Raw genomic sequence first — 13,990 nt, 5'->3', positions numbered from 1 at the left:
TCACAGATTTAGCTCCTAATTATTTACGTATTCTTAAAATCATTTGGGTGATTCTTTTCATGGTTGTTATCTAATTTTAATACCAATTATTAACCTAATTAAATATCAATTTAAAATGAAATTACACGTTAAATCATTCCTGGGAGCATTACTATTATCATTGCTAATAGTATCATGTAATGAAGATTCAGAACTTAATGAATCAGTAAATTCAAACCCATACCTAGAACTAGTTGGTACTGAAGAAGTACGCAACGCCACTGCTGAAGAACTTGGTAAGTTATCACCGGTTCAACCAAAAGCCAATTGCACTCTAAGTGGTGATGAAGGATGCTCAGACAATGCACAATCTGAGTTCGAACGTTATGTACGCGAGTGTACTACGTATACTAGAAACTGGCCACCATCAGGAGTAGTAAATACTTACTATAGAAGTATGGTATATTATGTAGATGGTGATAGCGATATTAACCTAGACCACTATCAAGATGATTTACAGGCACAAGTAAGCCAGATTGTTGGGTCAAACGGAGCCGCTTTTGTAAGTGCAGATATCATTTATTGGGAATGTAAAGATAGACAAGACAACTCTTGTGTGATCAAGTATGACGTTTATAGATAGTAAATTTCTGAATGTAAGAAATTCAAACAGGCCTTTTAGGGCCTGTTTGTTTTATATAGATCATACATTACAAAGTAAATTACTGATTTTTAAACATCTAATCTTCGTATTAAAAAATTGTGAATATCTAATTCAATCCTATAGTTAATATGCTTCATACATCATTTATATTTGGCGCCCAATAAAACAAGAAAATATGAGTGCAACCTGGTACGAGTGCAAAGTAAAATATAGAAAAACCGATGACACTGGAGCACAACGCATGGCTACAGAACCTTATCTAGTAGATGCTATCTCCTATACCGAGGCAGAAGCTAGAATCAATGAAGAAATGTCAGCATATATAAGTGATGAGTTTAAAATTACTAATATTAAAGTTGCTAATTATGCAGAGATTCACCCTTTCGAGAATTCAGATCGTTGGTTCAAATCAAAAGTCTCTTTAATCGCTTATGATGAAGAAAGTGGAAAAGAGAGAAAATCGAATATGTACCTTTTAATACAGGCCAATGATGTTAGGGAAGCTTTTGACAATACCAATGAAGCCATGAAAAATACAATGGGAGATTATACGATACCAGCCATTGCTGAGTCTCCTATTATGGATGTATTCCCCTATTTTTCTGGTGAAGAAGGTGATTTACAAAAGGTAGAACGTTTTAATACTTTAAAAAACTCAATTCCAGAACCAGAAGAAGAACCAGAAACAGAAGTAAAGGAAACTTCAGATTATTCTGTTGTGGAAGAAGTTAGTAAAGAGATTGAAACTAATGACGAAATAGATCAGGAACCTATGATTATAAATGATGACGAAGAAAGTGAATTTGTTCCAGTAGCATTTGATGAAGAAGAATAAAGCATTTACTTTTATTACATAGAAAAGAGGGCTGTTTAGCCCTCTTTTTATTTTTATATACTTTCTTTCTTATTTTACGGTGCCACTTCGTCTATCGATCATTCCATCTTCGATATTCTTTCTCCATTTCCAAAGATCATCTGTGGCGGTGAAACCTCCCCTAACCTTTATCCCTGCGGAGTTCTTTAAAGCATATTTCTCAAACGAATTCAGATTATTAGTTTTGTGCTTCATCAATGATAATTTTAGATTAAAATTGCGCTTTACATCAGACGTAATATACAAAAAGTTTTACAGAACAAGCCCTTCAATACTAAAACAACGTATTAAAGTGTAACATTTTGACACTTTGTTCTTCTAATCTTTAAAATAGATACATGTTTAGAAAAAAAGAATTCTATACAGCATTAAAAATCTATGCCATTACTTTTTTGGGTATTCTTATCCTTATTCTGGGATTATTACTTAGACAACAAAGTTTCGATTCTTCTTTACGCTCTCTAAGTGATCTCATAACAAACACCCGTTTCTTAATTAGCGTGCATGTTATATTTTTAGTTGTCTATGGTCTATTTCTTCTTACCAGATATATTGTTAGGGTGTATAGAAAACATGGATTAAAAACAATGAGTAAACGCTTATCTGTGTATGTGATACTCCCAATGCTTATTCTTCTTGGTTCGTTTAAAACCATTGTTCATATTAACGGTAATGAAGCATTTGATTATCAATGGGATCATAGTATAGAGAATACAACAGGAATCATAAAAGATCATTATAATACCGACGGAAAGCATCGAGGAATGAGTGTTTTTGGTTGGAAAAACAATAATGAATCTGCTATTACCACACTGGTTCAAAACAATATAGAATGGGTAGCGGTAATCCCTTTTATGTATCAAAAGGATGAAAGTTCACCAGAAGTATCTTCTCCCGAGATGGTAGGTAAATGGTCGAAAAGGGATTCTATATTTATAAGTACTATCAGTGAATTAAAAGCAAAAGATGTGCATGTACATCTCAAGCCACATATATGGACCGGTGAAGGATGGCGCTCAAATATAAAGCACGAATCAAAAGCTCAATGGGATACATGGTTTACATCCTATCGCAAAAGCATGTTGCATTATGCACATTTAGCCCAAAAAACAGGTGCAGAATTATTTTGCATTGGGACAGAGCTTCGTACTTCTATAAAAGCACAACCCAACAAGTGGAAACAACTAATACAAGAAATTAAAACCATTTATAACGGTAAACTTACCTATGCTGCCAATTGGGATGGCGAATATGAAATGGTTAAGTTTTGGGATGAACTAGATTATATTGGAATTCAAGCCTATTTTCCTCTTACCAATAGAGCAAATCCTGATCTGGAAACTATAAAAAAAGGTTGGGATCCACGTATTGAAACATTAGAGTCTTTATCAAAAACCCATAAAAAGCCAATATTATTTACCGAAATTGGATACAAAAATGATACTAAAGCCACTATTAAACCTTGGCAATGGGAATCCTTTTTTGGAATATTATATCGTAAGAAATCCAATCGCACCCAACAGTTAGCATATCAGGCTTTATTTGAAAAACTGTGGAACTATGACTGGTTTGCTGGTATGTATATTTGGGAATGGAATACAAGGTCCACTCCTTCTGGAACCGAAAACAGTTTAGATTTTTCACCGAGATTCAAACCTGCGCAAAATACAATTGCCAAGGGGTACTCTAAATAAAACAAACTACAGTGATTTAATCACACTACGGAAAAACCTTTGCTATTCCCCAAATACCCCCCTTTGATGACAGGGGATAAAAACGTGAAAATTGGGTTTTATCACTCTTATATAGCCTCTATATTAACCATACATTCGTAATGAATATTGGAATTTTTTCTTTCTTGCCGGCGGAAAGAATTTGCAATATCTCAGCTATATTTAGTTTTGGTCTTTGGCTTGTTTCTTTGGTAATAAACTGTGAGTATACAGCGTGAATAAACCCGCAAAAACAATAAGTAGAGACGGAATTATAGACATTTGCATATTTCTATGAAAAACGCATAGAACTATATATAAGATTGCAAAACCCACTAATCCTAAAACAACCCATTTAAACTTTTTAAGGTTGATGTTTACCAGCATTGCTGTTGCAAAACTACCAAAGTATAGTATTCTTAATCCTATCGATAAAATTTGATCGAGAGTAGACAATTCTGGCATTTGAGAGAATGATAAAAGACCTCCTGAACTACCTGACTCAATAGGTCTCGATATATCTATGCTCGAACTTAGTAATACTATAAACGCCAGGAATAAGAAAACAAATAATGTAGAACCATTCCATGATTTTATAGACATGGTTTTTAAAATATCAGATTTAAACGCAGGTGAGCTTTTTATGGTATTTACAACAAGTTCTCCTTCAGAAACCTGTGCTCTTTTTTTTATTCGAAGAGTACTAAATAGAACAATACCAATAGCGCCAAATAATAATGATATGGGTGTATTGGACCCCATTGAACTAATAATAAACAAAACGAAGATGACAATCATAGTCATTTTTAACCTTTTGTTGAAGAAACCGCGATTAATCAAGATATTAACCCCAGTAGCCAGTAATACTAAACTCAATAAAGGTTTTAGAACCCATTCGTTTAATCTTAGAAAATCACCGGTTGAATCTAACTCGTACCTAAAGCTACCCAGCGTCGAAGTAATACTAATTCCTATACAAATCGCCAGGCAAATCATTAAGATTCCGATTAGAGCATTGCCATTCCACACGGGTTTAAATGAGTAATCGTTATATGCATCTATTACTTTCTTTTCATCATACCCTTTCTTCAAGAGTTCTTCTACCATTTCGAATCTATCTTTCGTCACATATTCAAAATGTTTAAGATCTTTTTGTAGTTGTTCGTTCATGTTCTAAGATTTTAGGCAACCTAAAATATAAAAAATAACATAAACTAAGGATACAAGAAATTTTAGGTATTAAACCATAGCGTTTCTTATCAGCTGTAAAAGGACTTAAGATGTAACTGCAATGACTTGCTGTTCTTTTACTTCTTTCTCTTTAGGTAACTCTCGGGTTAACCATCCGCTTCGACCTGCAGTAGCAATAGCATACGGAGTAATCCAAAACAAGGTGAAAGCATAAAAAACACTATATGGATATGCCCATAACGCTTCTAGCCTATCGTGTTTTTTAGCATAAAACAATGCTTGAATACTAGAGAATACCAAAATACTCACCATAGTCGAACTAAGAAATAACAATGGATAAGTAAACATGAAATACAACATTAAGATAGTTGCAGGATAAGCCATTACAATTTTTAACCATTGATTAAGTAGTAATATTCTTGGACCAACTTTGGATCCTTCTCTAAAATTGGTGAAAGCAAATCTACTCATTGCGATATTCTCACGTATATTACTTCTTTCCCAACGAATAAACATCTTATATAGGTTTCTGTAGCGTTCTGGAGTATTGGTAAGTACATAGGCATTACGCTGAAAGAAAACTTTATATCCTTGCTTTAATATCATATTGGTCATGGCTCTGTCCTCCCCTATTTTAGATACTTGACCTAAAAAGGTTTGGTTAATCCAATCATGAAGACAACTAAACACGGCATCTCTTCGATATGCAGATAAAGCTCCAGGAGTACATAAAACAGAGCCCAAAGTGCTTTGAGCAGAACGTATAAATTCGAAACTAAAGGCAAAGCTTACATTAAGCATTCGAGGAATTAATGCTTTTTCTTTATTTAAGACACGAACATTTCCGGCTACAGCACCACAAGCTGGGTTCACTACAAAAGGAGATGTCATGTTCCTTAGGGTATCTTTCTTTACAATAGAATCACTATCTACGGTTACAAACACTTCACCACTTCCCAAAGTAAACCCACGATATAGTGCATGTCTTTTACCTTTATTTTGGGGCTGTTGATATATTTCAACGCGATCTCCTAATTCTAACTTCGCTTTGTTCATCCATTGCCAAGTATCATCTTTACTTCCATCATCTATTGAGATAATTTGCAATTTTTCTATAGGATAATCACTCTCCGCCAAACTATGAAGGGTTTTATATACCAACTCACCTTCATTATAGGCAGGCACGATTACAGTGCATAAAGGTAACTCATGATCGTTTACAGAATCAATAGTTTTGTAGCGTAGGTACAAACGTAAAATATAAAGTAAGAAACCTATTTTTAGAGCAAGTAAAGTAAATCCTGTGATCATTAAAGAAATTCCCCATGTGGTATTCATGCGCTCTAAATGAATTTCTTCAAAATAAGGCTGTAGAAAATAGAATAATGAAACCGCACTAAATAATAGTACAAAGGTTCCAATTAAGACGAGTGTTGAAGAAGAATTTAAAATGTTTTTCTTGGTAGCAACAATAGTAGATTCTGATTTATTCATGAGTGTTTTCTTATATACGCACTCTGAAATACCAATATTGATACCATTTTATAAAGATCGCTGAAAAACAGTAGTTTGGGGCATATTCCCCATTTGCAAAGTGTAGAGATATTACACACATGTGTGTATATACCGCATCATTTTATTGGGTAATTACCGACGCATAGCATATCTAGAGGCTCCTTGCAGTTCGATAAGAAAGTTCATTATATTAGTAAAAACGGAGTAAAAATTTTTCATGACGATTGTTTTTTAAATTAGACTTTTTTAAAGGGTACATTGTTCGTACTATTTTCTCATAGCATATCTAGATGCTCCTGGTAGTTCGATAAGAAAGTTCATTATGTTAGTAAAAATGGAGTAAAAATTTTTCATGACGATTGTTTTTTAAATTAGACTTTTTTAAAGGGTACATTGTTCGTACTATTTTCTCATAGCATATCTAGATGCTCCTGGTAGTTCGATAAGAAAGTTCATTATGTTAGTAAAAATGGAGTAAAAATTTTTCATGACGATTGTTTTTTAAATTAGACTTTTTTAAAGGGTACATTGTTCGTACTATTTTCTCATAGCATATCTAGATGCTCCTGGTAGTTCGATAAGAAAGTTCATTATGTTAGTAAAAATGGAGTAAAAATTTTTCATGACGATTGTTTTTTAAATTAGACTTTTTTAAGGGGTATTTTTTATCTATGGCTTGGATATCCTGATCCAGAAGGCAATACATTAATGAGTCTTAGAATACTTACTATACTTAATTGGTAGAAGGGGATTAAATTTTTCATAACACATATTTTTTTGATTTCCTTATTATAAAGTTACGACCACACTACAGTGTTTTTTGCGATTTTTCGATAAATGGTAGAATCGGAAAGACGAATTGTACATGTTTTAGGTTAAGCTTATATGTGGAAATGTGTTTTAAGACCTGAAGATCGAAAAGTCTTTTATTATTCGGTGTATTAGTTATAAAGGTGACGTGAATATTGTAATATTTAAGGATTAATCATCAGTATCAATTCTATAAGAACCGCCAATGCTCCATGTGTGATCACAATTTTTGCATTGATACGATTTACGATAATGACCTCTTTCGTCTTTTTTTATGTCTTGCCCCAATCGCTCATGGCTCAAAAGCTTTACATTGAATAAAGTAGCATTACACTTTGGGCACCTTCGGAGATCCTTCCATAAAATAAACCAGTCGTATGCTGCTATTCCCAACAACAATGCAGAAATAACGATAATGAAAATGGTTTCTATCATATAGCTATATCATATTATAATGGACTTGCCGGAGCAATCGATACGTTTTTTTTAAGTTCATTTAAAATCAATAATGTGGTAGGCTCACCATGTAACGCCAGTTTATTAATGGTTTCTTCAAGGTGCTGACTATCCTTAAGATAAAACTTCATAATTAAACAGTCTTTTCCTGTTACACGAGTGCATGATACCATTTCAGGGTAGTCATCTAAAGATTCGGTAAAAGATTGAAAGTGAATTCTGTTTACACTCATCATAATAATGGCTGCCAAAGACCACCCCATCTTTTTCGGGTTTACTTGTGCTGCGTACCCCGTAATGACTTCGGTATCTTCCAGTCGCTGCACACGCTCTCCAACGGCAGAAGGTGAAAGTCCCACTTCCCTACCAATTTGAGCAAATGATAATCGAGCATTTTCCTGTAATAATTTCAAAATATGGTAATCTAAATCATCTTTTAGCATAATCAATGGTATTTGTCAAAATTTACAATTGATTCCACTAAGATATATGTATTCTGCCAATAAATCAATTTAGTGTCCGCTAATATTCACGTTACTTTTGAACACATAAATCAATTAAAACCACGATTATGTTTGGAATTATGAACTTTTGGGGCTTTTTAATAGCCGGAATTATCTTAAACATTACACCCGGTGCAGATACTATGTATATTTTAGGCAGAAGTATCGCTCAAGGGAAACGCTCAGGAATCATATCGGCACTAGGTATTGCCTCTGGGGCTCTTTTACATTGCATATTTGCAGCTTTGGGACTTTCTATTATTTTGGCCAAGTCTACATTGGCTTTTGACATTATCAAATATACAGGTGCTGCATATCTTTTGTATTTGGGTGTTGGTGCTTTATTAGCCAAAAAACAAACTGCTATTCAATTACATAATGAAGGTTCACATAGCAAACAGTTCTCAAAAATTTATGTTTCAGGAATGCTAACCAATGTACTTAACCCAAAGGTTTCCTTATTCTTTTTGGCATTTCTCCCTCAATTTATACAACCAGAATATATGAATAGTTACATCCCTTTTCTCATTCTGGGTTTGACTTTTGTATGTACTGGTACACTATGGTGTCTGCTTTTGGCCTTGTTTTCAGCAAAATTTGCAAATTCTTTACGCAGAAATCCGAAAATCAAGTTTACTTTAGACAAAATTACCGGAATCATTTTCATTATACTAGCCGTACAACTAGCTTTAATTCAACAATAAACCATGACTATAGAAAGCTCTACGCAACAAGACATACAAACTATTCTAAAATTATATGATTATGCTACCGCATATCAACAAAAGATGAAAGCAATTCTTTGGCCTAGTTTTACTGAAGATCAAATTGAGCAAGAGATCATCAACTCGCAGCAGTGGAAAATATGTATCGATGGGGACATTGCATGTGTTTGGATGACTACTTTTGATGATCCATTTATTTGGGAAGAACGTAATAAAGACCCTTCGGTATATATACATCGCATTGCCACTAACCCTAATTATAGAGGTCGAAATTTTGTGAAACATATTGTAGACTGGGCTAAAACGTATGCAAAACAGCATCATAAACAGTATATACGATTAGATACTGCAGGCAACAATGAAAAACTTATTGCCTATTATACCAGCTGTGGATTTAACTTTCTTGGGGCAAATCCCTTGAAAGAAACTAGCAATTTGCCGAAGCATTATCATAACACTCCCGTTTGTCTTTTTGAGATGGAAGTTGAATCGTAAATAGATTGGGCTTCGAGAGCCTCAGCCCTCATGTCCGAACCCTGAGGCTCTCGAAGGGTGAGCTTGTTGAAGTGCTCTCTAAGTACCCTTGTCACGATACGCCATAGAAAGTCCCGGTAATGCTTCCAACTCACCACGTAGTAAAGCTTCCTTTTTGGCTCTACTCCATCCCTGTACTTGTTTTTCTCGATAAAAGGCAGTATCAATACGATCATACAATTCATAATACACCAAAGTAACTGGTAGCCATTTCTTGGTGTGATTAGCTCCTTTACCTTCTTGATGTTGTTGTAATCGACGTTCTAAGTTTTTAGTGCTACCCGTATAATAACTTCCATCACAGCATTGTAAAATATACATGTACCCTATCATAGTTTTTAGAAATTGAACTACAATACTACCCTATTTGAATTTTATTTTTTGAAACTCATTATTGTAACAGTATTAGTACACTGATTATATGTGACTTAGTAATTAAAGGCAAAAGTACAAACTCGTTTACCCCCTGAAAACAGGGGATAAATTTCACGGAATATAGGGTTTACATGACATGGGTGAATCCTGCATCTTTGTACCTGTAAAGTAATTAACAACATACTAAAGAACATATTATGAAACGAACCTTTTTACATTTTGCACTTATTCTTATTTTAAGTCTTTCTTTTGCTTGTAAAGACAATAATGCTAAAGCTGAAGAAACTGCAACAGAAGAAACTACAGAGGCTACCTCTGAAACAAAAACTGAAGAGACAAAAGCTGAAACTACATCATCAGACAGTGGAACACCTTCATTTAGTGATTCCAAAGTACAAGAATATGTAGATGCATACGAAGCTTATATCGAAGAATATAGAAAAGCTGTAGAAAGTAAAGATATGACTGCCTTTGCAGCCTTAGGACAAAAGGGTCAGGAACTAGGAACCAAAGCACAAGAGGTATCTAACGGTTTATCTGCTGGGGACGCTGAAAAATTAAATGCATACATGTTGAAGAAAAGTGAGGAGATTCAAGAGTTATCGAAGAAACTAATGCAGTAATTTTTAGATAAATATAGTTAGTTAGGTTCATTGTATTAGTGACCCTGAAACACCTTATGTATTGAGGGCATAAGGTGTTTTTTTGTTATATAATTGAAAACCATCCTTCCACCTTTCCGAGGGCTTAAGTGTCGTACTGAGCTTGTCGAAGTGCTCTCGAAGCCCAACACTCAGGATTCGAACAATAGCCACTATTAAACCTTTCTTAAGAATTTCTAAAAACATCTGGTAACATTTTTAAAATACACCGAATTAATGTATACTAGCGGCCTATCAAAAGGTACTCGTAATGGAAGACAATAAAATGCTCAAGTATATTGACAATGTATTAAAAAATATGCCTAGTGACTGGTTGAATCTAACCACCCATAGACTAGATATTTATGATGAAAAATTGGCGAAAGTTCAATTCTTAGAGCAGTTTGAAAACTTATTTCACAACAATACTACTGAGTCATCGGCACTACATGAATTACCCACAGCTTTTGACTATATTCGATTAGGGCATCCATTATCTTGTGTACTAGAATGGGTAATTGCTTATTCAAACAACCTACAACCAGATAATGTGATCAGTTTTGGGTCTAAAACGGTTCCTATCCTGGCAGTTTTACGAAAAAATTTATTTAACCATAAAAATACTCAGATCGTTTATACGGGTGAATTACCAGATTCTTTTGATGCTGAAACGCTAAGAAACGTTTACGGGTATACATTTGAACTGAGACGTGTTGAAGAAGTATCTTCGGTTTCAGCGTTTGACGGAAGTACCATTTTTGTTTCACAACAAGATGAGATTGATACTATTGATCTCTACCCAAATATCGATTTTTATATCAATACTTATGAGGGTCTAGGGAGTGTTATATTGGTGAATGGCGAACAAAACGAAGGCTATATTTCAGAGATTCAACATGTTCGAAGAAGAGAGACAGTTGCAATGACGCCTGCCAATTGTTTTACCGCCTTAAAGCTTTTGATAGACAAGTCGTATGCCGAACCTCATAAGAGCGATGTAGACACCAACAAAACAAAGGTTTTGGATGCAATTGCGACGGTTACGGGCACAAATACAAAGGCATTAGTGGGTTCTAGTGGGCTATCGATACAATATGCCATTTTAATGGGACTCGTAGACTATGCACTAGAACACTATACCGGAAAAGATATCAAAATCATAGTACCTCCTAATTGTTATGGAGGAACAAATGACCAGGCAAGACGCGTTACTGCCTGTATTGATAATGTTGAAATCGTAGATTTACCCGTAGATAGTGGTAACGATATGGTAGAAAGTATTGATACGGTTTTGGCAAAAATTGCCGATCAAGATGCAGTACCGTATATCATTGCTGAAATCCCAACCAACCCGAGAGTTGAAGTCCCTGATCTTCTAAAATTAAAAGAGGTATTAAGTGCAGTTCGAACAACTGCAAGTGGTGCTACTGCTGTAGATCCGGTTTTTCTTTTAGATCAAACCTTTTGTCCTAACGTGCAATTTTTAGGCGAAGGTAAAATACTATCAACCGTGAGAACTATTTCTTTTTCTAGCGGTTCGAAATTCCCGAGTGGTGGATTATGTACTGCCGGATATTGTGTAGGAAATACAAAAACAGACGCTTTGATGCATAAGATAGATATGCATTTAGGACTTTGTGATAACGAGGCTACACCTCTTCAATATGAAATATTGGCAAAACAATTGCCTTCTATGAATCAACGCATTCATGATGCCTATAAAAATACGCGTGAATTTGTAAACTTTATTCATGATACCTTACCCGAAGCAAAAATCAATTTTGTTTCAGAAGCATTGGCTAGTCAAGGTTTTACGCCCTCTGTTTTTTCATTAGATCTTCCCACCAAAGGAACTACTGATGAAGAAAAGGAAACGTATAAAAGAGCACTTAATCATAAATTAATTAATTTGATGATTACCGAAATCCCTAACGAAAGCAAGTACTGTGTGAGTTATGGACAGTTAAAGGGATGCTACTGGACCATTCCCGCTACATCAACCCAAGGGACCACCAAAGAAGGCGACAAAGATTATATTGCTCGTGTAGCCCTTTCTCCTAATATGAACCTTAAACGTCATAAAGAGGTGTTTGCGAGTTTTGTGGAGGGTATTTGATTATTCTTCGACCTCATACGAGGGTTGAGGCTCTCGAAGCCCGGATTCAAGCACTTTTATCCTTAGCGTTTTCCTCAGGATGTTGTGTTAACATTTTTGCCCAGGCAACAGCATCTTCAAGGCTTTCAAAACTTTTAAATGTGTTGCGCATAAACAGTTTTTCGACTAGAGAAGCAATAAGCCCTTTTCGGGTGTAGCTTACAATTGCATATCCTCTTAACTTATAGTCGCTTTTAAAAAACTTGATCCAATCGCTAGGTTTAACTGAGTATGAGTGCACACGATTAGATATAAGCACTAAGTTCTCCCCGTTTTGATCATACAACTCGCTTAGTTCTGCTACGATAGGTGCTGCGTGATCATCCCAGGTATATACAATACCCTCATCAATCTCGGCAACAATAAAGGTGTCAAACAAATAATACGTAGCGTAGTCATAGCGCATCACTTGTATTGCATCATTATAAAAAATAGAATCTTTTACATATCCCATAGCTAAAACACTAAACATCAACCAAACATCGTCAGGGGTGTAGTACTACTATATGCATTGGTGATTGTGAACATATAAAATAAGCATAAATTACTAGGTTTACCAATATCTTGAATAATTTTTAATCATTATATATAAGGCAAAATCACAATTCTCACCATATACGTTATTATTTACGAAACAAATAGAAGCTTTTAACTATATTTGTGCACTCTTAAAGCACTTTTCATCTTATGGTATATTTTATTTGGTCACTACTCAATATTTCAATACTTATTTTATTTGCATACGTATGTATACGCTGTATTTTTCAACCCAAACAGCTTTTTAGGTCAAGATTTAGAGGTATTTTCACTATTGTTTTGGTCTTGGGAGTATTACATATTATTTCAGGCTATAGGACTAAAAGAGAGCCCACAAAAAAGGTAGTATTGGCAACTTTTGAGGAAGGATCCCTCCCTACCGCTACAAAATACATCTCTCTAGATCAAAATGCATTAATGGACATAGGTATGTCTATCACTTTCACCAAGAATAATGAGCAACAAATCCCTTTGTACGGTGTAGCTTCGCAAAGTGGTTTTATAAGTGGTTTTGAATGGCGTTTGACATCAATGAATATTACTGAAAATAAAGACGATAATCTTCGGCAGTATGCTGTTTCAGGTCTTCTAAAATGGAATTTATTTGGAATAAATCTTTACACGCAGTCTAAGCATTTCAATGGTATTCTCGAGTAAATTTATGTTCATTTAGAACAATTTTCAATTATGGAAGCCTTCAAATATCTATTCGTATTTCTTATAGCTCTCATATTTGTGATGTATGGTGGTTATGTAGTGATTCGTAGTATACGCGCAAAAGATAATAGTACCATGTTGCTGGGTCTTTCCTGTATCATTATCCCTCCCGCTATATTGTTTTTATATCTTTTAAGAACTTCATAAATTACACTTCATACTCTTTCTATATTACTATCTTTGTACTATGAAAATCTTTGTTGTTATATTCTCTTTTTATTTCCTGGCGCTAAACCTGGTGCCCTGTGAAGATAATGAGCTGTTATGTAATGAAGACACCACAGAGATTTCAAAAGATTGCGAAGCAGATCATGAACATCATGAAACAGAACATTGCTCACCCTTATGTTTGTGTCATTGTTGTCATATACATGTGATACAAATTGACACCAATGTGTATCAGACGCTAGCAGTAACTACTACTTCACGACTATTTTCATATACCGACCCTATTGGTAAAGATATTAAAGATACTCTACTGCAACCTCCTCAATTGATAAGCTAAATTCTATCACGCCTACACAGGCTTATCAAAAAAAATCTTAACCAAAAATTCATTACTATATGAATCTATCATATATGAGCAAATGGCTCATAGTATG

At 34.7% G+C, this 13,990-nt stretch carries 15 protein-coding genes and 1 pseudogene; 9 read left to right on the top strand and 7 right to left on the bottom strand.

The features are described from left to right. The first annotated feature begins 115 nt into the window (after window positions 1-115). Together M0D21_RS00490 and M0D21_RS00485 are read left to right on the top strand one after the other, a co-directional pair. Complete coding sequence (locus M0D21_RS00490; protein WP_248325478.1) at window positions 116-622, top strand: hypothetical protein; 507 nt, start codon at window positions 116-118, stop codon at window positions 620-622. Window positions 623-818: 196 nt separating this feature from the next. After that, window positions 819-1,322, top strand: a pseudogene (locus M0D21_RS00485) (DUF4494 domain-containing protein); the annotation flags it as partial. A 225-nt stretch (window positions 1,323-1,547) separates the two neighbouring features. On the opposite strand, the gene M0D21_RS00480 reads toward M0D21_RS00485, so the two are convergent. Then, complete coding sequence (locus M0D21_RS00480) at window positions 1,548-1,712, bottom strand: hypothetical protein (protein ID WP_248325476.1); 165 nt, start codon at window positions 1,710-1,712, stop codon at window positions 1,548-1,550. Window positions 1,713-1,855: 143 nt separating this feature from the next. Between M0D21_RS00480 and M0D21_RS00475 the strand changes: the two genes are divergently transcribed. Further along, complete coding sequence (locus M0D21_RS00475) at window positions 1,856-3,211, top strand: glycoside hydrolase family 113 (RefSeq protein WP_248325474.1); 1,356 nt, start codon at window positions 1,856-1,858, stop codon at window positions 3,209-3,211. Between the two features lie 201 nt (window positions 3,212-3,412). On the opposite strand, the gene M0D21_RS00470 is transcribed toward M0D21_RS00475, so the two are convergent. The 4 genes from M0D21_RS00470 to M0D21_RS00455 form a co-directional block, all read right to left on the bottom strand. Then, window positions 3,413-4,399 carry a hypothetical protein gene (locus M0D21_RS00470; protein ID WP_248325472.1) on the bottom strand — a complete coding sequence of 329 codons (987 nt, stop codon included), beginning with the start codon at window positions 4,397-4,399 and terminating at the stop codon, window positions 3,413-3,415. Window positions 4,400-4,504: 105 nt separating this feature from the next. Next, window positions 4,505-5,914, bottom strand: coding sequence for a glycosyltransferase family 2 protein (locus M0D21_RS00465; protein WP_248325470.1), 1,410 nt, complete (start codon window positions 5,912-5,914; stop codon window positions 4,505-4,507). 1,002 nt (window positions 5,915-6,916) lie between these two features. Further along, window positions 6,917-7,180, bottom strand: coding sequence for a Mut7-C RNAse domain-containing protein (locus M0D21_RS00460; protein ID WP_248325468.1), 264 nt, complete (start codon window positions 7,178-7,180; stop codon window positions 6,917-6,919). A 14-nt stretch (window positions 7,181-7,194) separates the two neighbouring features. After that, window positions 7,195-7,644, bottom strand: a complete 450-nt coding sequence (locus tag M0D21_RS00455) for an Lrp/AsnC family transcriptional regulator (protein ID WP_248325466.1) — start codon at window positions 7,642-7,644, stop codon at window positions 7,195-7,197. A 128-nt stretch (window positions 7,645-7,772) separates the two neighbouring features. Between M0D21_RS00455 and M0D21_RS00450 the strand changes: the two genes are divergently transcribed. Continuing rightward, window positions 7,773-8,408, top strand: a complete 636-nt coding sequence (locus M0D21_RS00450) for a LysE family translocator (protein ID WP_248325464.1) — start codon at window positions 7,773-7,775, stop codon at window positions 8,406-8,408. A 3-nt stretch (window positions 8,409-8,411) separates the two neighbouring features. Continuing rightward, on the top strand, window positions 8,412-8,924 hold the full coding sequence (locus M0D21_RS00445) for a GNAT family N-acetyltransferase (RefSeq protein ID WP_248325462.1): 513 nt from the start codon (window positions 8,412-8,414) through the stop codon (window positions 8,922-8,924). Window positions 8,925-9,002: 78 nt separating this feature from the next. On the opposite strand, the gene M0D21_RS00440 is transcribed toward M0D21_RS00445, so the two are convergent. After that, entirely contained in the window at window positions 9,003-9,284 is a 282-nt protein-coding gene (locus M0D21_RS00440) for a GIY-YIG nuclease family protein (protein ID WP_248325460.1), read from the bottom strand. A 251-nt stretch (window positions 9,285-9,535) separates the two neighbouring features. On the opposite strand from M0D21_RS00440, the gene M0D21_RS00435 reads away from it, so the two are divergent. Next, window positions 9,536-9,961, top strand: a complete 426-nt coding sequence (locus tag M0D21_RS00435; RefSeq protein ID WP_248325458.1) for a hypothetical protein — start codon at window positions 9,536-9,538, stop codon at window positions 9,959-9,961. 289 nt (window positions 9,962-10,250) lie between these two features. Continuing rightward, window positions 10,251-12,095, top strand: a complete 1,845-nt coding sequence (locus tag M0D21_RS00430) for a PLP-dependent aminotransferase family protein (RefSeq protein WP_248325457.1) — start codon at window positions 10,251-10,253, stop codon at window positions 12,093-12,095. Between the two features lie 46 nt (window positions 12,096-12,141). On the opposite strand, the gene M0D21_RS00425 is transcribed toward M0D21_RS00430, so the two are convergent. After that, window positions 12,142-12,588, bottom strand: a complete 447-nt coding sequence (locus tag M0D21_RS00425; RefSeq protein ID WP_248325455.1) for a hypothetical protein — start codon at window positions 12,586-12,588, stop codon at window positions 12,142-12,144. A 431-nt stretch (window positions 12,589-13,019) separates the two neighbouring features. Between M0D21_RS00425 and M0D21_RS00420 the strand changes: the two genes are divergently transcribed. After that, window positions 13,020-13,328 carry a hypothetical protein gene (locus M0D21_RS00420; RefSeq protein ID WP_248325453.1) on the top strand — a complete coding sequence of 103 codons (309 nt, stop codon included), beginning with the start codon at window positions 13,020-13,022 and terminating at the stop codon, window positions 13,326-13,328. Between the two features lie 247 nt (window positions 13,329-13,575). After that, window positions 13,576-13,893, top strand: coding sequence for a DUF6660 family protein (locus M0D21_RS00415; RefSeq protein WP_248325451.1), 318 nt, complete (start codon window positions 13,576-13,578; stop codon window positions 13,891-13,893). Window positions 13,894-13,990: the final 97 nt, after the last annotated feature.

The sequence above is a fragment of the Aquimarina acroporae genome (assembly GCF_023195925.1).
Lineage (GTDB): Bacteria > Bacteroidota > Bacteroidia > Flavobacteriales > Flavobacteriaceae > Aquimarina > Aquimarina acroporae.
Note: the sequence above shows the minus strand (reverse complement) of the source record. Positions and strands in the feature narration are given on the sequence as shown.